Below are 19,707 nucleotides of genomic sequence, written 5' to 3'. Positions count from 1 at the left end.
GTGCCGTCCCCCATCACGACGACGGCCCCCGGCCCCGCCACGCCCGCCGAGCCGCTGCGCCCGCCGGTCACCGCGGCGGCGTCCGCGGAGCGTGTGAGGCGCCGCGGCGTCCTGCTCTACGCCGAACACCAGCTGCGGAACATGCGTCGCTACGGCGCGGTGCTGCTCGTCGGGGCGCTCGGCGAGCCCGTGCTCTACCTGCTGGCCATGGGCCTGGGCCTGGCCCAGCTCATGGGCGGGGGGATGCCGCAGGACGCCCTGGGCGGGGTCTCCTACGTCGCGTTCATCGCCCCGGCGCTGCTGGCCTCGGGCGCGCTGATGACCGCGTCCGTCGAGTTCTCCTACCCGGTGATGGGCGGGTTCCAGTGGCAGCGCACGTACTACGCGGCGCAGGCCACTCCGCTGTCTCCGGCGCAGATCGCCCTGGGCCACCTCGCGGCCGTGAGCCTGCGGTTCGTGTTCCAGGCCGCCGTGTTCCTGCTGGTGATGCTGGCGTTCGGCGTGGTCTCGAGCCCGTGGGCGTGGGTGCAGGTCCTCACCGCCACGCTCGGCGGGCTCGCCGTCGGCGCGCCGATCATGGCGTTCGCGGCCTCCCTGAAGGAGGACAAGGGCCAGTTCGCCACCCTGCAGCGGCTCGTGGTCATGCCCCTGTTCCTGTTCTCCGCCACCTTCTACCCGCTCGAGGCGCTGCCGGTGTGGCTGCGCTGGATCGGCTGGCTCTCCCCGCAGTGGCATGCCGCCCAGCTCGGCCGCGTGCTCTCCTACGGGATGGTCGAGCCGGCCTGGCTCACCGTGGTGCACGTGGCGTTCCTGCTGGCCCTCGCGCTCGGCGGGGCCTGGCTCGCGGTGCGGATCTACACGCGCCGCCTCGGCTGGGTCCGCGGCACCCCGGACCGCGACGCCGTCACGGCCGCCCGTCGCGACCGTGCCCCGCGCCTGGGCCGCCGTGCCCCGCGCCTGGGCCGCCGTGCCCCGCGCACCGGGGCCGCCCGCGCCGACGTCACACCCGCCGCCGCGCAGGCGGAGCCTGCCGCGCCGTCGTCGTCGGTGGTGCGGGAACACGCCGTCGCCGTGCCGCCCCTGCCCGAGATCCCCGTGCGCCGCGGCCCGCTGGCCGGCGCATACTCGGGCAACGTGCGCGCGGTGATGGAGCGGGCGTTCCTGTCCCTGAAGTCCAACAACTGGGTGGTGTTCTTCTCCGGGTTCTTCGAGCCCGTGCTCTACCTGGCCTCCCTGGGGCTGGGGCTCGGTGCGCTGGTCGGCGACGTGGCCGGCCCGGACGGCACCCCCGTCCCGTACGGCATGTACCTCGCCCCCGCACTGCTGGCGGTCTCGGCGATGAACGGCGCCATCTACGACTCCACGTGGAACGTGTTCTTCAAGCTGCGCTACGCGAAGACGTACCAGACCATGCTCTCCACGCGGCTGGGCCCGCTGGACGTGGCGCTCGGGGAGATCGCGATGGCGCTGCTGCGCGGGCTGATCTACGCGGTCGGCTTCCTGATCGTCATGACCGTGGCCGGGCTCGTCACCTCGTGGACGGCGCTGCTCATGATCCCCGGCGCCCTGCTCGTGGCGCTGGGCTTCGCCTCCCTCGGCATGGCGGTGACGAGCTGGATGAAGACGTTCCAGCACATGGACTGGGTCCAGATCGTGCTGATGCCCATGTTCCTGTTCTCGGCCACGTTCTTCCCGCTCGCGGTCTACCCGGAGCCGATCCAGTGGGTGATCCGCGTGTTCCCGCTGTGGCACGCCGTGGAGATGATGCGCGCCCTCGCGGTGGGCGTGCTGAGCTGGGCGACCGCCGGCCACGTCCTCTACTTCGTGGTGATGGCCGGCGTCGGGGTGTGGCTCGCCGCCCGCCGGCTCGGCGCGCTGTTCCTGCGCTGAGGCCCCCGCGGGCCGGTCAGGCCGCGCGCGCGGCGCGGCGCCGCCGGACCACGTCCAGGGCCGCGACCGCGGCGGTGAGCGCCCAGCACACGGCCACCATGCCCATGGCGGTCGAGGCCGCGTGCGCGTACGCCGCGGCCGACGGCGGACCGGCGCTCTCGGCTGCGGCGCCGGCCAGGGCCGCGAAGAACGCGCCCGTCACCACGGACAGGCCCAGGGCGGTGCCGAGACGCTGCGCCGTCTGGGCGACGCCGCCGGCCGCCCCCGCCTCGTGGCCGGCGACGTCGTCCATCATCAGCACCTGCGTGCTGGTGAGCAGCAGGGCCTGCGAGGCCGACTGCACGATCAGCCCCACCCCCACGATCCACGGCGACCACGCGCCGGCCGCGCTGCGCTCGAACGCGAGCGCGAGCACCCCCAGCGACACGAGGCCCACGAGGGCGCCGAGCAGCACGAGCACGGGCCCGCGCCGCTGCACCATCGAGCCCACCCACGGGGACAGGGAGGCCACGACGACGGCGCCGGGCAGGCCCACGAGGCCGGCCTCGAGCGGCGTGAACCCCATGCCGCGCTGCAGGAAGATCGCCACGATCGCGAACACCGCCGGCATGGTGGCCAGGTAGATGGTGGACTCGAGCGCGCCGATCGTGAAGGACGGCCGCCGGAACAGGGCCGGGTCCACCATGGGCTGCACGCCGGTGGCCGACGCCCGGGCCTTCACGCGCTTCTCCCACAGCCACCACGCCGTCACGAGCGCGGCGGCGAGCACCAGCAGCCAGGCGCTGCCCGGGACGATGAACGGCACCATGAGGCTCACCCCGCCGGCGCCGAGCAGCAGGGCGCCCACCGGGTCCAGTGCGGCGATCCCGCGCGGGCCGGGGGCGGCGGGCAGGCCGTGCACGCGGGTGGGCGGCGGCAGCCAGAGGGCACCCATCGCGACGGCGGCCAGGCCCACGGGTACGTTCATGAGGAACGTGGAGCGCCAGCCCCACTCGGGGCCGAACGCGCCGAGGAACAGCCCGCCGAGCAGGGGCCCCACGGCCACGCCGAGGCCCACCACGGTGCCGAAGAGCCCGTAGGCCCGCCCGCGGGCGCGGCCGTGGAAGTTCGACTGGATGAACCCGATGACCTGGGGGTTGAACACGCCCGCGCCCAGGCCCGTGAGCAGGCGTCCCGCGTTGAGCAGCAGGGTGTCCCCGGCCAGGCCGGAGAGCAGGGAGCCGAGCATGTACAGCGTGATGCCCGCCAGGAACAGGTTCTTGCGCCCCCACAGGTCGCCGGCGCGGCCCGCGGCCACGAGCACGGTGCCGAACGTCAGCGTGTACCCCGCCAGCACCCACTGCAGATCCGCGCTCGTGGCGTCCAGGCCCGACTCGATGGCCGGCAGCGCCACGTTCACCACGGACACGCTCATCAGCGCGAGGAAGAGCGGCATGAGCAGTGCGGTGAGGATGCGGCGCTGGTCAGGGGTGAAGGCCCCGGACGGGTGCGGGGGGCGGGGGGTCATCGCCTCAGGATAGGCGCCGACGCGGGCCGCCCGATTCGGAGCGCACCCCACGATGCGGGATGATGGAGGGCAGACCCCACGAGCCCCTCCGGAGGAGCACCCATGTCCCAGTCCCTGACCCCCGGTCCCGACGGCGCGCGCCGCGGCCCCCGCGCCGGCCTGCGCGTGGGATCGCTCGGCTTCGTTGCGATGATCGTCATCCTGATCGTGGCGATCATCTTCGCCGCGAACCAGAACGACGTGATCGGGTGGCTCGTGGTCGCCGTCGCCGCCGGCTGGCTCGTGTTCGCGGTGGTCGTGTACCTGCAGATGCGCCGCGGCGTCCAGGCCGCGGGCCGCAAGGTGGACACCGCCATGCAGAACGCCCGCGCCGACGTCGCCGCCCTGCGCGGCCGGGACACCGACGCCGCCGCCCCCGCGGTGGCCCCGCCGGCACCGGCCGCGGACCCCCTGCGGGACACCAAGCTGGACCACTCGTTCAAGATCGCCCAGGTGCAGGTGCGCGTGGTGCGCGAGCAGCTCGCCGCAGGCGAGGGCATGGACCGCGAGATGGTGGACCGCGCCCTGGAGACCATCGACATCACGGCCTCCAACGCCCGCGACATGATCAAGGAGTCCCGGACCGGCGGCGCCGAGGGCCCGGTGAGCGGGACGGTGATCGGCTGATGACGGCGCTGCCCGAGAAGGACCCCGTCACCGGGAAGTACCCCGAGCCCGCCGAGGGCGAGCCCGTGGTGCACGCCCACGCCGGGGCGCCCAAGGCCGACGGCGCCGTGCGCGTGGCCACCGTGAACGTCAACGGCATCCGCGCCTCGCACCGCAAGGGCATGCGGGAGTGGTTCGCCGGCCGCGGCGTGGACGTGCTCACCCTCCAGGAGGTGCGCGCCCCCGCGGACGTCACGGCGCAGCTGGTCCGCGAGATCGTGGGCGAGGACTGGGACGAGGTGCACCTGGCGGACGCCGTGGCCGCCGCCAAGGGGCGGGCCGGCGTCGCGATCGCCTCGCGGTTCCCGCTCGGCGAGGTCCGCACGGGCATCGCCGACGCCGACGGGTACTTCGACGACGCCGGCCGCTGGATCGAGGCCGACCTGCGCCTGCCGGACGGCTCGCCGCTGACCGTGGTCTCCGCGTACGTGCACTCGGGCGAGGTCGACACCCCGAAGCAGGAGGACAAGTACCGGTTCCTCGACGAGATGGTCCGCCGCCTCTCCGAGCTGGCCGCGGGGGAGGGGCACGCCCTCGTCACGGGCGACCTCAACGTGGGCCACACCGAGCTGGACATCAAGAACTGGAAGGGCAACGTGAAGAAGGCCGGCTTCCTGCCCGAGGAGCGCGCCTACTTCGACCGGTTCTTCGGCGAGCTCGGCTTCACGGACGTGCACCGCGCCCTCGCCGGGCCGGTGCCGGGCCCGTACACGTGGTGGTCCATGCGCGGCAAGGCCTTCGACAACGACGCCGGGTGGCGCATCGACTACCACATGGCGACCGCGGGCCTGGCCGAGCGGGCGACGACCGCCGTCGTGGACCGCGCCCCCAGCTGGGGCACCCGCTTCTCCGACCACGCCCCGCTCGTGGTCGACTACCAGTTCTGACCGTGCAGGAGAGACCCGAGGCTGAGATGACCATGAAGAAGAACTCCGTCCAGGACGTCCTGGCCCAGGACGCCGCCGCCACCGCCCACCTGCCCGGCGCGTCCGCCCGGCACCGCGTGCTCTCCGGCATGCAGCCATCGGCGGACTCCCTCCACCTGGGCAACTACCTCGGCGCCCTCGTGAACTGGGAGCGCACCCAGGCCGACTTCGAGGCGTTCTTCTTCATCCCCGACCTGCACGCCATCACCGTGCCGCAGGACCCGGCAGCCCTGGCGGAGCGCACGCGGGTGGCCGCCGCGCAGTTCATCGCCGGCGGCATCGACCCCGAGCGCTCCACGCTGTTCGTCCAGTCCCAGGTGCCCGAGCACGCGCAGCTGGCGTGGGTGCTGACCTGCATGACCGGCATGGGCGAGGCCATGCGCATGACCCAGTTCAAGGACAAGTCCGCCAAGCAGGGCGCGGACGCGGCCGGCGTCGGCCTGCTCGCGTACCCCATGCTCATGGCCGCGGACATCCTGCTCTACCAGCCGCATGGCGTGCCCGTGGGCGACGACCAGCGCCAGCACGTGGAGCTCACCCGCGACCTCGCCCAGCGCTTCAACCACCGCTACGGCGAGACGTTCGTGGTGCCCACCGGCTTCTACCCGGAGACCGGCGCGCGCATCTACGACCTGCAGGACCCCACGTCGAAGATGTCCAAGTCCGCGGCGTCCCCGAACGGGCTCATCAACATCCTCGAGGAGCCGAAGAAGACCGCCAAGAAGATCAAGTCCGCGGTCACCGACGACGGCACCGAGGTGCGCTTCGACCGCGAGGCCAAGCCCGGCGTCTCCAACCTGCTGACCATCCTCGCCGCGGTGTCCGGCACGCCGATCCCGCAGCTCGAGGAGGAGTTCGTCGGCAAGATGTACGGGCACCTCAAGGTCGCGGTGGCGGACGCTGTCGTCGAGCGCCTGGCCCCCGTGCGCGAGCGCGCCCTCGAGCTGCTCGCCGACCCCGCTGAGCTGGACCGCATCCTCGCCTCCGGAGCCGAGAAGGCCCGCGCCGTGGCCACGCCCGTGCTCGAGGACGTCTACGCCAAGGTCGGCTTCCTGCCGCCGCTGCGCTGAGCCGGGCCGCACCGGCCCCGCGGCCTCCCGACGATGGCCCGCGCCCCCGACCTGCGGGGGACGCGGGCCGTCGTGTTCTCCGACTCGAGGTGGAGGCGGCGGCGCGTGCGCGGCTGTCAGGATGGAGGCACTGCCTCCGCTCCTGCCGCAGCGGGGGCGAGCCCCACCGACAGAGGAGTGCCGGAGCCATGTCCACCGCTGTCCCCATCCCCGCCGTCGCCGAGGTCCCGCCCGGCGCCGAACCCGTCCTGGAGACGGAGAACCTCGTCAAGGTCTACGGTCGCGGGGCGTCCCGCTTCGACGCGCTGAAGGGCATCACCCTGCAGATCCAGCGCGGCGAGTCCCTGGCCGTCGTCGGCAAGTCCGGCTCCGGCAAGTCCACCCTGATGCACCTGCTGGCGCTGCTGGACCAGCCCTCCGCCGGCGTCGTCGCGATGGACGGCCGTCCCGTCTCCCAGCTCAAGGCCGCGGAGATCTCCCAGCTGCGCAACGAGCGGTTCGGCTTCGTGTTCCAGCAGTTCTTCCTGAACCCGAACCAGACGGTCCTGGAGAACACCGTGCTGCCGCTGAAGATCGCCGGCGTGGGCCGGGCCCAGCGCACCCGCCGCGGCATGGCGGTGCTCGAGCGGCTCGAGCTCGCGGACAAGGCGAAGAACAAGGCCACGGACCTCTCCGGCGGCCAGAAGCAGCGCGTGTGCATCGCCCGTGCGCTCGTGAACAACCCGACGGTGCTGTTCGCGGACGAGCCCACGGGCAACCTGGACTCCGCCACCTCGGCGGCCGTGGAGGACATCCTCTTCGGCCTGCACCGCGACGAGGGCATCACCCTCGTGGTGGTCACGCACGACGACGACCTGGCCGCGAAGTGTGACCGTCGCGTCGAGCTGCAGGACGGCGTGGTCATCGCCGACGAGCGCGTCGGCACCGAGCGGGACGGAGCGCGGGCATGAAGGCCACCGACGTCGCGGGCACGGCGCTCGCCAACACGATGCGCTCCAAGCTGCGCACCTTCCTCACCGTCGTCGCGATCGTGATCGGCGCATTCACGCTGACCCTCACCACGGGGCTCGGCGCGGGCATCAACAAGTACGTGGACAACGTGGTCGAGGGCTTCGGCAAGCCCGGCGAGCTGACCGTGATGAAGCAGCAGGACATGTCCTCGGCCGGTGCGGCGAGCGGCTCGCCCCAGGAGTACACGGAGCAGGACGCCGCCGGCGGCGAGATGTTCGGCATGCCGCTGCTCACGCAGGAGGACCTCGCCGCGATCGAGGACACCGAGCACGTCACCGAGGTGAAGACCTATCGGGTGGCCGAGCCGGAGTACATCCAGGGCCCGGACGACCGCAAGTGGCAGACCGGCTTCATGGGCAGCTCCGGCGAGATCGACATGCTCACCTTCTCGGCCGGCCGTGCCCCCGAGGCCGGCGCCGCGGAGATCGTCATGCCCGAGTCGTGGGTGGAGGACCTGGGCGCCGGCGACGCCGAGGACCTGGTCGGCACGGAGCTGACCGTCGTGGCGGCGACCCCGCTGCAGGAGCACAAGTCCGTGACGGCCACCGTGGTCGGTGTGACGAAGGCGGCCGCGTCCGGTGCGGGCACCGCCCCGACGCCGTCGGAGTCGCTGGAGCAGGCGATCTACGACATCACGACGGAGGGCCTGCCGGAGTCGCAGCGGAACACCTACTTCCAGGCCACGGCGATCGTGGAGGACCCGGAGGCGAACGAGGACGCCGTGAAGCAGGCGCTGGCCGACCAGGGCCTGCTGGCGCAGACCCTCGAGGAGCAGCTCGGCGTGATCCGCGGCATCATCGACGCCGTCACGTGGGTGCTCACCGGCTTCGCGCTCATCGCGCTGCTCGCCGCCAGCTTCGGCATCATCAACACCCTGCTCATGGCGGTGCAGGAGCGCACCCGGGAGATCGGCCTCATGAAGGCCCTCGGCATGACCGGCGGGAAGATCTTCGGCCTGTTCACCATGGAGGCCGTCGTGATCGGCCTGCTCGGCTCGCTGGTCGGCATCGGCCTGGGCGTCGCCGTCGGACTCATCGCGAACCAGGTGTTGACCACCGGCCCCCTCAGCGGCGTCACCGGCCTGGTCCTGTTCGCGGTCAACCCCCTCGCCCTGCTGCTGATCCTGCTGCTGATCGTGGCCATCGCGTTCATCGCCAGCACCTTGCCCGCCCTGCGTGCGGCCCGCAAGGATCCCATCGAGGCACTGCGGCACGAGTGATCCTGCCGCCGCGCCCGTCATCACCACCACCCGCACCCCCGACACCGAGGAGCACACCATGACCACCGATCGACCGAACCCGGACCCGAACCCGGAGCAGCCCGCCGCGGGCGGCCCCGGCCCGTACCCGGGCCAGAACCCCGCATACGGCCAGCCCGCCGCGGGCTCCCGCTACGGCACGCAGCCCTACGCGGCCCCGGGCCATGGTGCCCAGCCGGGCAGCTCGTACGGCATCGTCCCGGAGCCGGCCGCGTTCCCCGCGCTCCTGACGCTGACGCTCACGTCGCTCGCGCTGTACGTGCTGTCCTCCCTGCCGGCCCTGTTCGGCGGCGAGGAGAGCATCGAACGCATGCGGGACTCCCTTCGCCAGAGCGGCCTCACCCCCGAGCAGGTGGAGGAGATCGCGCCTGTCGTGGGCGCCTCCGTGACGGTGGGCACGATCATCGTCCTGCTCATCGGCGTGGCCCTGTACGCCCTGGTGTACTTCAACCTCCGCGGGGCCAAGAACTGGGCCCGCATCCTCGGCATCGTCGTCGCGATCCTGGGCACCCTCAGCGCCGTCGGCGGCATCTTCTCCTTCGTGACCTACCCCGGCATCGGCGGCGTCCTGGCCTCCGTGCTGAGCCTGGCGCTGGTGATCGTGAACATCCTGTGGCTGGTCAAGGCCTTCAACCCGCAGGTCGCGGCCTACACCCGTCAGGGCCGCCGCGCCTGATCCCGACGCCGTTCGCCGGCGGCGAGTCCGGGGTCGCCAGCCCTCGCCCCGGCGTCGGCCAGCGGAGACCATGACGACATGGCCTCCGATCATCGACCCCCGCATCCCGTGTCCCCCCACCCCGACGACCTGGACGGCGGCGGGCGGCCCGTGGTGGGCCCGGATGAGGCGCGGCGGCGCATCGCCGGGCACTCCGGCCCGGACGCCCGCCCGCTGATCCGCCCCGACGCCCGCACCCCCGGCGTGTTCCGGGCGCTGCTCGGACTGACGGTCGCGTCCGCAGTCCTCTATGCCGCGTCGATCCTGCGCAACCTCCTCCCGGGCGCGGCCCAGGACATCGCGGACTCGCTGCCCGAGGGCGGCGCGCAGTCGCCCGCGATGACCGCCGAGGCCATCGAGGGCGCCCTCACCGGCAGTGTCTGGTTCGCGACCCTGCTGGGTCTGGCGGTCTACGCGATCGTCCTCGTCGGCCTGACCCGGCACAGCAACACGGCGCGCATCATGGGTGCCCTGTTCGCCTCGATCGCCATCTTCGTGACGCTGCTGGGGGCCATCCGCCTGTTCGTCTTCCCCGCCGGGGACGTGGTGCTGCCCCTGGTCCTGGGCGGGCTGTTCGCGCTCGTGAACGCGGCCTGGCTCGTGTGCGCCTTCAACCCGGGCCTCGCGACGACCTTCCTGCGCCGCCGGGCATGATGGGGGGCATGCACCCCCTCCACGACGATCCCCACGAGACCACGGAGCGCGACCCCGGTCCCGATCGCGCGGCCCTGCGTCCCCTGCGCCTGTTCCAGACCGTCACGGCGGTCACGGGGGCACTGAGCGCGGCCGGCGTGGGGGGCGTGCTCGCGCTGCAGGCGACGCCCGGCTACGCCCGCGCCGTGCTGGAGGCGCGCTCCTGGGGCGCGAGCGAGGTCACCGACGCCGACGTCGCCGCGTTCCTCACCCCGGCGGGGGCGGGGCCGGTGGCCGCCGCGGCGGTGGTCGTCCTGACCCTGGTGCTCCTGGCCGGCATCACCCGCCGGATCCGGGCCGTGCGCCCCGTGGGGAGCGTGCTCGTGGTGCTGGGGATGCTCACGGCGGCCTTCTGGATGGTCGACGGCGGGCGGATGGTGCAGGCCGGGGGAGGGGGTCCGGTCGTGCTGGGCGCCGTCGTCGGGATGCTCGTGTCCAGCGCGGTGTGGCTGCGTGTGGCACACCGGCGGGAGACGCGCGACGCCTTCGACGTCTGAGCTCGCCCCGCCTCCGACTCCGCCTCCGGTCTCGCCCGTCCCCACGCCGAGGCCCGCAGACACGCCGCTACGCCGGTCCGGTGACGGCGCGTCTGCGGGCTTCGGCGGGAGGGGGCGCCGCCCACGACGACGGCGGCCCGCCTCCTCGTGCGAGGAGACGGGCCGCCGTCGTGGTGCGGGGGATCAGAACTGGCGGGCCAGGATGGCCTGCTTCACCTCGGCAATCGCCTTGGTCACCTGGATGCCGCGGGGGCACGCGTCGGTGCAGTTGAAGGTCGTGCGGCAGCGCCACACGCCCTCCTTGTCGTTCAGGATCTCCAGGCGCATGTCGCCGGCCTCGTCACGCGAGTCGAAGATGAACCGGTGCGCGTTCACGATGGCGGCCGGGCCGAAGTACTGGCCGTCCGTCCAGAACACCGGGCAGGACGAGGTGCACGCGGCGCACAGGATGCACTTCGTGGTGTCGTCGTAGATCGCCCGGTCGGCCTGGGACTGGTAGCGCTCCTTGGTGGGCGCGTGGCCCTCGGCGACCAGGAACGGCATGATCTCGCGGTAGGACTGGAAGAACGGGTCCATGTCCACGATCAGGTCCTTCTCCACCGGCAGGCCCTTGATGGGCTCCACCAGGATGGGCTTGGACAGGTCGAGGTCCTTCAGGAGCGTCTTGCAGGCCAGTCGGTTGCGGCCGTTGATGCGCATGGCGTCGGAGCCGCACACGCCGTGGGCGCAGGAGCGGCGGAACGACAGGGTGCCGTCGTGGTCCCACTTGACCTTGTGCAGGGCGTCCAGCACGCGGTCGGTGCCGTACATGGTCAGGCGCCACTCGTCCCAGTAGGACTCCTCGGAGGACTCCGGGAGGTAGCGGCGGACCTTGAGCACGATGTCGAAGCTCTCGACCTCGCCTGCGCCGCCACCGGCGGACTGGGTCTGCGCCTGGGCCACGGGGGCCTCGGTCTCGGTTGCTGAGTGGCTCATCAGTACTTACGCTCCATCGGCTGGTAACGGGTCACGACGACGGGCTTGGTCTCGAAGCGGATGCCCTTGACGCCCTCCATCTCCGCGGTCTCGTCACGGTAGATCATGGTGTGCGCCATGAAGTTCTCGTCGTCGCGGTCGGGGTAGTCCTCGCGGTAGTGCCCGCCGCGGGACTCCTTGCGGCCCAGGGCCGCGAGGGTCATCGCCTCGGCGATGTCCAGCAGGTAGCCCAGCTCCATGCCCTCGAGCAGGTCGAGGTTGAAGCGGTGGCCCTTGTCCTGGACGGACACGTTCTCGTAGCGGCCGCGCAGCTCCTCGATCTTGGCCAGTGCGCGGCGGATCGAGTCCTCGTCGCGGAAGACCTGCATGTCCGCGTCCATGGACTCCTGGAGCTCGGCGCGGATGTCCGCGACGCGCTCGGAGCCGGTGGCGGAGCGCAGGTTCTCGATGTGCTCCACGGTGGGCAGCTCACCGCCCTCGGGCAGCTCCACCCAGTCCGCCTGCGCGGCGTACTCGGCGGCGTAGATGCCGGCGCGGCGGCCGAACACGTTGATGTCCAGCAGCGAGTTGGTGCCCAGGCGGTTGGACCCGTGCACGGACACGCAGGCCACCTCGCCGGCGGCGTACAGGCCCGGCACGACGGTGTCGTTGTCCTGGAGGACCTCGGCCTTGATGTTCGTGGGGATGCCGCCCATGAAGTAGTGGCAGGTGGGGAACACCGGCACCGGCTCCGTGTAGGGCTCGACGCCCAGGTAGGTGCGGGCGAACTCGGTGATGTCCGGGAGCTTCTCGTCGATGTGCGAGGGCTCCAGGTGCGTCAGGTCGAGCAGCACGTAGTCCTTGTTGGGGCCGGCGCCGCGGCCCTGACGGACCTCCTCGGCCATGGACCGGGCCACGATGTCGCGCGGGGCGAGGTCCTTGATGGTGGGGGCGTAGCGCTCCATGAAGCGCTCACCGTCCGCGTTGCGGAGGATGCCGCCCTCGCCGCGTGCGGCCTCGGAGAGCAGGATGCCCAGGCCGGCCAGGCCGGTCGGATGGAACTGCACGAACTCCATGTCCTCCAGCGGCAGGCCCGCGCGGTAGGCGATGGCCATGCCGTCGCCGGTGAGGGTGTGGGCGTTCGAGGTGGTCTTGTACACCTTGCCGGCGCCGCCGGTGGCGAAGACGACCGACTTGGCCTGGAAGACGTGGATCTCGCCGGTGGCCAGCTCGTAGGAGACGACGCCGGCGGTGCGCTTCTGCTTGTAGGCGGTGCCGTCCTCGCGCACGGCGTCCTCCTCCACCAGCAGCAGGTCGAGCACGTAGAACTCGTTGTAGAACTCCACGTTGTGCTTGACGCAGTTCTGGTACAGCGTCTGGAGGATCATGTGGCCGGTGCGGTCCGCGGCGTAGCAGGCGCGGCGCACGGGCGCCTTGCCGTGGTCACGGGTGTGGCCGCCGAAGCGGCGCTGATCGATCTTGCCCTCGGGGGTGCGGTTGAAGGGCAGGCCCATCTTCTCGAGGTCGAGCACCGCGTCGATGGCCTCCTTGGCCATGACCTCCGCGGCGTCCTGGTCCACCAGGTAGTCGCCGCCCTTGACGGTGTCGAACGTGTGCCACTCCCAGTTGTCCTCCTCGACGTTGGCGAGGGCCGCGCACATGCCGCCCTGGGCCGCGCCGGTGTGGGAACGCGTGGGGTAGATCTTGGTGAGGACGGCGGTGTGCGCGCGCTGACCGGCCTCGATGGCCGCGCGCATGCCTGCGCCGCCGGCGCCGACGATCACCACGTCGTACTTGTGCACCTGCATTCAGGTCTCTCTTTCTGGGTGTCTGTGACGCGGCGGCCGCTCGGGCCGGCCGCACCGCAGGGTGAACGTTTCCGGGGTCAGCCGCAGAAGGCCGGGGAGCCCTCGAGCAGGGCGCCGGAGGCGTCCACCATGCAGGGATCGAAGGTGAAGATCACCAGGGTGCCGAGGATGATGATCACGGCCGTGGCGATGTACAGGATCATCGTCAGCCAGAAGCGGGCGCTGCCGCGGCGGGTGTAGTCGTTGATGATCGTGCGCACGCCGTTGGCGCCGTGCAGCATGGCCAGCCACAGGAGGGCCAGGTCCCAGAACTGCCACAGCGGGTGCGCCCACTTGCCGGCCACGAAGCCGAAGTCGATGGCGTGGATGCCGTCGCCCACCAGCAGGTTGGTGGTCAGGTGCACGGCGATCAGCACGACGAGGAAGACACCAGAGATGCGCATGAACAGCCAGGCGAGCATCTCGAAGTTGCCGCGGCCGCCGCCGTCGCGCGTGTACTTGGGGTCCAGACGGCGGCTGCGGGGCGCCGCGATGGTGGTCTCAGCGGTGGTGCTCATGGCTCAGTGACCTCCGAGTGCGAGGCTGAAGTGACGGATGGCGAAGCCCAGGGTCAGGACGACCCACAGCCCCAGCACGATCCACAGCAGGGTCTTGTGGTGCTGGGTGCCGCCCTTCCAGAAGTCGACCAGGATGATGCGCAGGCCGTTCAGGGCGTGGAAGATGATCGCCGCGACGAGGCCGGCCTCGCCGAGCGCGAAGTACCACGTCTTGTACGAGCCGATCACGGCGTCGTAAGCCTCGGGGGAGACCCGGACCAGGGCCGTGTCCAGCACGTGGACGAGCAGGTAGAAGAAGATGACGACGCCGGTGACGCGGTGGCCCACCCAGGACCACATGCCGCCGTGGCCCCGGTACAGGGTTCCGCGGCCGTTCTTGGCCGGGGCCTGCGCAGTGGCGCTAGACACGGTTGATACCTCCAGGGGGAATGCACGATCCCGGTCCTCCGCCGTGGGACGACGACGGGCAGGGGCGTGTGCGAGTGGATTCCTCCTCCTAGGGTAGACCCTTCCCGCGCCTCCGTGCCCGATCGGGGGCCGGGGCGGCCACTGTGACGCGCGCGGCGCCCCGCCGCCGTCCTGCTCGGTCTGGGCTGTGCCCCGCCTGGGACGCGGCGAGTGGTCCCCCGTCCGGACGGTTCCGTAGTCTGGCCCGGTGAGCACCGATCCGAACCTGACCGATGCCCCGCGCGAGGCCGCGCCGGGCACGGCCCTGTCCCGCTTCCACGCCGTGATCCCCGCCGGGGGCGTGGGCACCCGCCTGTGGCCCCTCTCGCGGGCCGCCGCGCCGAAGTTCCTCCACGACCTCACCGGCTCGGGCCAGACCCTGATCCGTGCCACGTGGGACCGTCTGGCGCCCCTGGCCGCGGGCATGCTCGTGGTGACCGGGGAGGCCCACCGGGAGGCGGTGTGCACGCAGCTGCCGGCCCTGGCGGAGACGGATCTGGTGCTCGAGCCCTCGCCCAAGGACTCCGCGGCCGCCATCGGCCTGGCCGCGGCGATCCTCTCCCTGCGCGACCCGGACACGATCATGGGCTCGTTCGCGGCGGATCAGGTGATCTCCCCGGTGGAGGTCTTCCAGGACGCGGTGCGGCAGGCCGTCGAGACGGCGGCCACGGGTCGGATCGTGACCATCGGCATCGAGCCCACGCACGCGGCCACGGGCTTCGGCTACATCCGCCGGGGCCGCCGCCTCCGCGTGGCCGGCGCCCCGGACGCGTACGACGTCGCCGCGTTCGTGGAGAAGCCGGACCTGAAGGTCGCCCAGCAGTACGTGAAGTCCGGCCGCTACCTCTGGAACGCGGGCATGTTCGTGGCGCCCGTGGGCCTCATGCTGGCCCACCTCGAGGAGAACGAGCCCGCGCTGCACGCCGGCCTGATGGAGATCGCCCGCGCGTGGGAGACGCCGGAGCGGGACGAGGTCATGGCCCGGGTGTGGCCCGAGCTGACGAAGACCGCCATCGACTACGCCGTGGCCGAGCCCGCCGCCGCCGTCGGCGACGTGGCCGTGATCCCCGGCTCCTTCACGTGGGACGACGTGGGGGACTTCGCGGCGATCGCTCGCCTGAACCCGGTCAAGGACGCCTCCGGCATCACGGTGATCGGCGACACCCCGCGCGTGTACTCGGACGACGCGTCCGGCGTCGTGGTGACGGACACGAAGCGCGTCATCGCGCTGATCGGCATCGAGGACGTCGTCGTCGTGGACACCGAGGACGCGCTGCTGGTCACCACCACGGAGCACGCCCAGGAGGTCAAGAAGGCCGTCGAGGCGCTCAAGGCCGAGGGCGTGGACGAGGTCCTCTGACCGCGTCCCCGGCAGGGTCCGGCCCCCACCGACCGGCACCCCCGGAGTAGGGTGCTGGGCCATGACCACCTCCGACTCCGTGCTGACCGGGCCCCGTCCGACGTCCGTCCCCTCGGTGGGCCCCGTAGTGGCCGAGCTCGAGGACGAGATCGTGTCCTTCCGCCGGGACCTGCACCGGCATCCCGAGCTCTCCTATGAGGAGTACCGCACCACCGACCGCATCGTGGAGCTGCTCTCCGGCTACGGGCTCTCGCCCGTGCGGATGGAGTCCACGGGCGCCTACGTGGACGTCGGGGAGGGGCCGGTGGTGCTGGCCCTGCGCGCGGACATCGACGCGCTGCCGGTCGAGGAGGAGACCGGCCTGCCCTACGTGTCCGTCAATGACGGCGTCGCGCACGCGTGCGGCCACGACATGCACACCGCCGTCATGGCGGGTGTGGCCGTCGCCCTCGGCCGCATCCTCCGCGGGGCCACCGCCGACCCCGACCTGCGCGCGGTCGGCGAGCGGGTCCACGGCACGGTCCGCGTCATCTTCCAGCCCGCGGAGGAGCGGCTGCCCGGCGGCTCCCTGGCCGTGCTGCGGCAGGGGATCCTCGACGACGTGCCCCGCATCCTGGCGGCGCACTGCGACCCCCAGGTCGACGTCGGCTCGATCGGCACCCGCATCGGCGCCATCACCTCGGCGGCGGACACGATCCGGATCACCCTCACCGGACGCGGTGGGCACACCTCGCGGCCCCACCTCACCGAGGACATGGTCTTCGCCCTGTCCCAGATCGCCGTGAACGTGCCCGCCGTGCTCTCCCGGCGGATCGACGTGCGCTCGGCCGTCTCGGTGGTGTGGGGGCAGATCGCCGCCGGCAGCGCGCCCAACGCGATCGACAACACCGGCTACCTGGCCGGGACCATGCGCTGCCTCGACGCGGACGTGTGGGAGGAGGCCGGCGCGCTGCTCGACGAGGTGGTCCGACAGGTGGCCGCGCCGTACGGCGTGCACGTGCAGCTCGAGCACGTGCGCGGCGTCCCGCCGGTGCACAACACCGAGGGCGAGACGGCGCTGATCGAGACCGCGGCGCGGCGGGAGCTCGGCTCGCGGGCGATCGTCCTGACCCCGCAGTCGATGGGCGGCGAGGACTTCGCCTGGATGACCCAGAAGGTGCCCGGCTCCATGCTGCGCCTCGGCACCCGGTCCCCGGGTGGCCCCATCTACGATCTGCACCGCGGGGACTACGCGCCGGACGAGCGGGCCATCGGCGTGGGCATGCGGGTCTTCACCGCCGCCGCGCTGCAGGTGCTGTCTCTTATACATTCCTGTCTCTGCCCCGGATGAGCGCGAGTCTACCGAACGGTGGGCCCGCCCCCGCCGGAGGGGACGGGCCCACCGTTCGGTAGACTCGCGCTCATCCGGACGGGGCCGCCCGCACGGGCCCCGTCTTTCCGCGGCCACCGGCCGCGGACCTCGCACCGTGCCTTCCGAAATGAGGACCCCATGGGCATCGCCACCCCGTCGGCCGCGCGCCGCCGTCGTCTCCTGCTCCCCGCCGCCGCGCTCGGCGTCTCCGGCCTGCTGCTGACCGCGTGCGGCGCCCCGCCGGAGCAGTCCGAGGCCTCGGACTCCGGCGCCGCCGAGAGCGAGGCCATCGCCACCGTGGACGGCGTCGGCTCGGACAACAAGGACTACAAGGCCTGCATCGTCTCGGACGAGGGCGGCTTCGACGACCGCTCCTTCAACCAGTCCTCCTACGAGGGCCTCAAGGCCGCCGAGAAGGCCTACGGCATCACCACCAGCGAGGCCGAGTCGAACGAGCCCAGCGAGTACACCCCGAACGTGACCGCCATGGTCAACGCCGACTGCGACGCCGTCATCGGCGTGGGCTTCCTCCTCGGCGACGCCATGAAGCCGATCGCCGCCCAGCACTCGGACACCCACTTCTTCGGCGTGGACGTCACCGACGGCGACTTCACCGACAACTTCCAGAAGCTCACCTACGACACGGCGCAGGCGGCGTTCCTGGCCGGGTACCTGGCGGCGGGCACCACCGAGACCGGCACCGTGGCCACCTACGGAGGGGCCGAGATCCCCACCGTCACCATCTTCATGGACGGCTTCGCCCGCGGCGTGGAGCACTACAACGAGGTCAAGGACAAGGACGTCAAGGTCCTGGGCTGGGACAAGGACGCGAAGACCGGCTCGTTCACGGGCGACTTCGAGAACGTGGCCAACGGCAAGACGAACACCGCCAACTTCATCAACGAGGGCGCCGACATCGTGATGCCGGTGGCGGGCCCCGTGGGCCTGGGCACCCTGGACGCCGTCCGCGAGGCGAACCAGGGCGGCAAGGACGTCAAGGTCATCTGGCCGGACTCGGACGGCTACGAGTCCACCAAGGACGGCAACCTGATCCTCACCTCGGTGAAGAAGAACATGGGCCAGTCCGTCACCGACGTGATCGCCGCGGACCTGAAGGACGAGTTCTCGGCCGAGCCCTACGTGGGCACGCTGGAGAACAAGGGCGTCGAGCTGGCCCCGTTCCACGACTTCGAGGACACGGTGCCGCAGGAGCTCAAGGACGAGCTCAAGGACCTCGAGGCGAAGATCATCTCGGGCGAGCTGAAGGTCGGTTCGGAGTACTCCCCGGAGGCCTGACCCGCCTCGCCACCGCCGCCGAGCGCGGCACCACGAGCATCGACCAGACGGAAGGCCCTCGATGAGGCTCGAACTGCGCGGGATCACCAAGCGCTTCGGCTCGTTCGCCGCGAACGAGGACGTGAACCTGACCGTGGAGTCGGGGCGGGTGCACACCCTCCTCGGCGAGAACGGCGCCGGCAAGTCCACCCTGATGAACGTCCTCTTCGGACTCTACGAGCCCACCGAGGGGGAGATCCTCCTCGACGGCGAGCCCGTCCGGTTCTCCGGTCCCGGTGAGGCCATGCGCGCGGGCATCGGCATGGTGCACCAGCACTTCATGCTCGTGCCCGTCTTCACGGTGGCCGAGAACGTGGCCCTCGGCGACGAGCACACCCGCGCCCTGGGCGTGCTCGACCTCGAGGCCACCCGCCGGCGGATCCGGGAGATCTCCGCCCAGTACGGCTTCGACGTGGACCCGGACGCCGTCGTCGAGGACCTGCCCGTGGGCGTGCAGCAGCGCGTCGAGATCATCAAGGCCCTCGTCCGCGACGCGCGCATCCTCATCCTGGACGAGCCGACCGCCGTGCTCACCCCCCAGGAGACCGACGAGCTGCTCGGCATCATCCGGCAGCTGCGGGCGGACGGCACGGCGATCGTGTTCATCTCCCACAAGCTGCGCGAGGTCAAGGCCGTCTCGGACGACATCACCGTGCTGCGCCGCGGCCGCGTGGTCGGCACGGCGGAGCCCTCCGCCGAGGCCGCCGAGCTGGCCGCCCTCATGGTGGGCCGGAACGTCGTCCTCGAGCGGCGCAAGACGGCCCCGACCCTGGGGGAGGAGACGTTCCGCGTCGAGGACCTCTCCGTCGTCTCGCCCACGGGCCAGGTGCTGCTGGACGCCGTGTCCTTCGCCGTCCGCCAGGGCGAGGTCCTCGCCGTGGCCGGTGTGCAGGGCAACGGGCAGACGGAGCTGACCGAGGCGATCATGGGCCTGGTCAAGGCCACCGGCTCCGTCACCCTGGACGGCCGGGAGCTGATCGGCCGGTCCACCCGCCAGATCATCCGCGCCGGCGTCGGCTTCGTGCCCGAGGACCGCTCCACGGACGGGCTCGTCGGCCCGTTCTCCGTGGCGGAGAACATGGTGCTCAACCGGTACGACGTCGCCCCGGCCGGCAACGCCGTGCAGATGCGCCCCGCCGCGGTGCGGGCGCTCGCCGAGCGCCGCGTGGCCGAGTTCGACGTCCGCACCCAGGGCGTGGACCTGCCGGTCTCCTCCCTCTCGGGAGGCAACCAGCAGAAGGTCGTCATGGCCCGCGAGCTCGTGGACGGGCTGCGCCTGTTCATCGCCTCGCAGCCCACGCGCGGCGTGGACGTCGGCTCGATCGAGTTCCTGCACGACCGGATCATCGCCGAGCGCGACGCCGGCACCCCCGTGCTGATCGTCTCCACCGAGCTGGACGAGGTCCTCGAGCTGGCCGACCGGATCGCCGTGATGTACCACGGGAGGATCGTCGGCATCGTGCCGGGGGACACCTCGCGCGAGACGCTCGGCCTCATGATGGCCGGCCAGACCCCCGACGACGCGGCCCTCGCCTCCGGCACGGACGTCGCCGCGGACACGCCCGGCACCGCCGGCGCGGCGCCCGCCGCCCACCCCACCACGGAAGGAGAGCGCCCGTGAGC

At 72.0% G+C, this 19,707-nt stretch carries 18 protein-coding genes; 13 read left to right on the top strand and 5 right to left on the bottom strand.

Features of this window, described 5'->3' with window-relative positions; genetic code table 11:
- The gene (locus J1M40_RS12935; RefSeq protein ID WP_060974383.1) at positions 1 to 1,890 is read left to right on the top strand and encodes an ABC transporter permease; all 1,890 of its coding nucleotides are present in this window, start codon (positions 1 to 3) and stop codon (positions 1,888 to 1,890) included.
- 16 nt (positions 1,891 to 1,906) lie between these two features.
- On the opposite strand, the gene J1M40_RS02240 is transcribed toward J1M40_RS12935, so the two are convergent.
- Positions 1,907 to 3,397, bottom strand: a complete 1,491-nt coding sequence (locus tag J1M40_RS02240) for an MFS transporter (protein ID WP_241251981.1) — start codon at positions 3,395 to 3,397, stop codon at positions 1,907 to 1,909.
- A 102-nt stretch (positions 3,398 to 3,499) separates the two neighbouring features.
- Here J1M40_RS02240 and J1M40_RS02235 point away from each other — a divergent pair, with 102 nt between their 5' ends.
- The 8 genes from J1M40_RS02235 (at position 3,500) to J1M40_RS02200 (ending at position 10,272) form a co-directional block, all read left to right on the top strand.
- On the top strand, positions 3,500 to 4,063 hold the full coding sequence (locus tag J1M40_RS02235) for a hypothetical protein (RefSeq protein WP_020624732.1): 564 nt from the start codon (positions 3,500 to 3,502) through the stop codon (positions 4,061 to 4,063).
- A complete protein-coding gene (locus J1M40_RS02230; protein ID WP_070708991.1) occupies positions 4,063 to 4,989 on the top strand; it encodes an exodeoxyribonuclease III in 927 nt (308 codons plus the stop codon). The genes J1M40_RS02235 and J1M40_RS02230 overlap by 1 nt, the downstream gene beginning before the upstream one ends.
- 26 nt (positions 4,990 to 5,015) lie before the next feature.
- Complete coding sequence (gene trpS / locus J1M40_RS02225) at positions 5,016 to 6,098, top strand: tryptophan--tRNA ligase (protein WP_049145560.1); 1,083 nt, start codon at positions 5,016 to 5,018, stop codon at positions 6,096 to 6,098.
- A gap of 188 nt (positions 6,099 to 6,286) precedes the next feature.
- Complete coding sequence (locus J1M40_RS02220; RefSeq protein WP_049145557.1) at positions 6,287 to 7,048, top strand: ABC transporter ATP-binding protein; 762 nt, start codon at positions 6,287 to 6,289, stop codon at positions 7,046 to 7,048.
- The gene (locus J1M40_RS02215; protein WP_206450414.1) at positions 7,045 to 8,328 is read left to right on the top strand and encodes an ABC transporter permease; all 1,284 of its coding nucleotides are present in this window, start codon (positions 7,045 to 7,047) and stop codon (positions 8,326 to 8,328) included. The genes J1M40_RS02220 and J1M40_RS02215 overlap by 4 nt, the downstream gene beginning before the upstream one ends.
- Positions 8,329 to 8,386: 58 nt before the next feature.
- Positions 8,387 to 9,043, top strand: a complete 657-nt coding sequence (locus tag J1M40_RS02210) for a hypothetical protein (protein WP_102708603.1) — start codon at positions 8,387 to 8,389, stop codon at positions 9,041 to 9,043.
- A 108-nt stretch (positions 9,044 to 9,151) separates the two neighbouring features.
- On the top strand, positions 9,152 to 9,736 hold the full coding sequence (locus J1M40_RS02205; protein ID WP_101965812.1) for a hypothetical protein: 585 nt from the start codon (positions 9,152 to 9,154) through the stop codon (positions 9,734 to 9,736).
- A gap of 8 nt (positions 9,737 to 9,744) precedes the next feature.
- Entirely contained in the window at positions 9,745 to 10,272 is a 528-nt protein-coding gene (locus J1M40_RS02200; RefSeq protein ID WP_043279215.1) for a hypothetical protein, read from the top strand.
- A 183-nt stretch (positions 10,273 to 10,455) separates the two neighbouring features.
- Here J1M40_RS02200 and J1M40_RS02195 read toward each other — a convergent pair whose 3' ends face one another.
- The 4 genes from J1M40_RS02195 to sdhC all read right to left on the bottom strand — a co-directional run bounded on the left by J1M40_RS02195 (position 10,456) and on the right by sdhC (position 13,999).
- Positions 10,456 to 11,247: a succinate dehydrogenase iron-sulfur subunit gene (locus J1M40_RS02195; RefSeq protein ID WP_036381948.1), complete on the bottom strand. Its 792-nt coding sequence runs from the start codon at positions 11,245 to 11,247 to the stop codon at positions 10,456 to 10,458.
- Positions 11,247 to 13,034: a succinate dehydrogenase flavoprotein subunit gene (sdhA, locus tag J1M40_RS02190; RefSeq protein WP_100057761.1), complete on the bottom strand. Its 1,788-nt coding sequence runs from the start codon at positions 13,032 to 13,034 to the stop codon at positions 11,247 to 11,249. The genes J1M40_RS02195 and sdhA overlap by 1 nt, the downstream gene beginning before the upstream one ends.
- A 77-nt stretch (positions 13,035 to 13,111) precedes the next feature.
- Positions 13,112 to 13,591, bottom strand: a complete 480-nt coding sequence (locus J1M40_RS02185) for a succinate dehydrogenase hydrophobic membrane anchor subunit (RefSeq protein WP_036314556.1) — start codon at positions 13,589 to 13,591, stop codon at positions 13,112 to 13,114.
- Positions 13,592 to 13,594: 3 nt separating this feature from the next.
- Complete coding sequence (gene sdhC / locus J1M40_RS02180; RefSeq protein ID WP_010079344.1) at positions 13,595 to 13,999, bottom strand: succinate dehydrogenase, cytochrome b556 subunit; 405 nt, start codon at positions 13,997 to 13,999, stop codon at positions 13,595 to 13,597.
- Between the two features lie 247 nt (positions 14,000 to 14,246).
- Between sdhC and J1M40_RS02175 the strand changes: the two genes are divergently transcribed.
- From J1M40_RS02175 to J1M40_RS02160, 4 genes are all read left to right on the top strand, one after another.
- Entirely contained in the window at positions 14,247 to 15,398 is a 1,152-nt protein-coding gene (locus J1M40_RS02175) for a mannose-1-phosphate guanylyltransferase (RefSeq protein ID WP_052520022.1), read from the top strand.
- Positions 15,399 to 15,459: 61 nt separating this feature from the next.
- Positions 15,460 to 16,728, top strand: coding sequence for an amidohydrolase (locus J1M40_RS02170; protein ID WP_206450413.1), 1,269 nt, complete (start codon positions 15,460 to 15,462; stop codon positions 16,726 to 16,728).
- A 159-nt stretch (positions 16,729 to 16,887) separates the two neighbouring features.
- The gene (locus tag J1M40_RS02165) at positions 16,888 to 18,045 is read left to right on the top strand and encodes a BMP family protein (RefSeq protein WP_101965728.1); all 1,158 of its coding nucleotides are present in this window, start codon (positions 16,888 to 16,890) and stop codon (positions 18,043 to 18,045) included.
- A gap of 61 nt (positions 18,046 to 18,106) precedes the next feature.
- Positions 18,107 to 19,705: an ABC transporter ATP-binding protein gene (locus J1M40_RS02160; RefSeq protein WP_101965729.1), complete on the top strand. Its 1,599-nt coding sequence runs from the start codon at positions 18,107 to 18,109 to the stop codon at positions 19,703 to 19,705.
- Positions 19,706 to 19,707 lie beyond the last annotated feature (2 nt).

This window comes from Micrococcus sp. KRD026 (assembly GCF_017168445.1).
Taxonomy (GTDB): Bacteria; Actinomycetota; Actinomycetes; order Actinomycetales; family Micrococcaceae; genus Micrococcus; species Micrococcus luteus.
Note: the sequence above shows the minus strand (reverse complement) of the source record. Positions and strands in the feature narration are given on the sequence as shown.

Excerpts from the sequence above, each read along its gene's own strand:
- J1M40_RS02210 (WP_102708603.1), top strand. The coding sequence starts at position 8,387 with ATGACCACCGATCGACCGAACCCGGACCCGAACCCGGAGCAGCCCGCC.
- J1M40_RS02185 (WP_036314556.1), bottom strand. The coding sequence starts at position 13,591 with ATGAGCACCACCGCTGAGACCACCATCGCGGCGCCCCGCAGCCGCCGT.
- J1M40_RS02160 (WP_101965729.1), top strand. The coding sequence starts at position 18,107 with ATGAGGCTCGAACTGCGCGGGATCACCAAGCGCTTCGGCTCGTTCGCC.
- J1M40_RS02230 (WP_070708991.1), top strand. The coding sequence starts at position 4,063 with ATGACGGCGCTGCCCGAGAAGGACCCCGTCACCGGGAAGTACCCCGAG.
- J1M40_RS02240 (WP_241251981.1), bottom strand. The coding sequence starts at position 3,397 with ATGACCCCCCGCCCCCCGCACCCGTCCGGGGCCTTCACCCCTGACCAG.
- trpS (WP_049145560.1), top strand. The coding sequence starts at position 5,016 with ATGACCATGAAGAAGAACTCCGTCCAGGACGTCCTGGCCCAGGACGCC.
- J1M40_RS02170 (WP_206450413.1), top strand. The coding sequence starts at position 15,460 with ATGACCACCTCCGACTCCGTGCTGACCGGGCCCCGTCCGACGTCCGTC.
- J1M40_RS02195 (WP_036381948.1), bottom strand. The coding sequence starts at position 11,247 with ATGAGCCACTCAGCAACCGAGACCGAGGCCCCCGTGGCCCAGGCGCAG.
- J1M40_RS02200 (WP_043279215.1), top strand. The coding sequence starts at position 9,745 with ATGCACCCCCTCCACGACGATCCCCACGAGACCACGGAGCGCGACCCC.
- sdhA (WP_100057761.1), bottom strand. The coding sequence starts at position 13,034 with ATGCAGGTGCACAAGTACGACGTGGTGATCGTCGGCGCCGGCGGCGCA.
- J1M40_RS02235 (WP_020624732.1), top strand. The coding sequence starts at position 3,500 with ATGTCCCAGTCCCTGACCCCCGGTCCCGACGGCGCGCGCCGCGGCCCC.
- J1M40_RS02215 (WP_206450414.1), top strand. The coding sequence starts at position 7,045 with ATGAAGGCCACCGACGTCGCGGGCACGGCGCTCGCCAACACGATGCGC.
- J1M40_RS02220 (WP_049145557.1), top strand. The coding sequence starts at position 6,287 with ATGTCCACCGCTGTCCCCATCCCCGCCGTCGCCGAGGTCCCGCCCGGC.
- J1M40_RS02165 (WP_101965728.1), top strand. The coding sequence starts at position 16,888 with ATGGGCATCGCCACCCCGTCGGCCGCGCGCCGCCGTCGTCTCCTGCTC.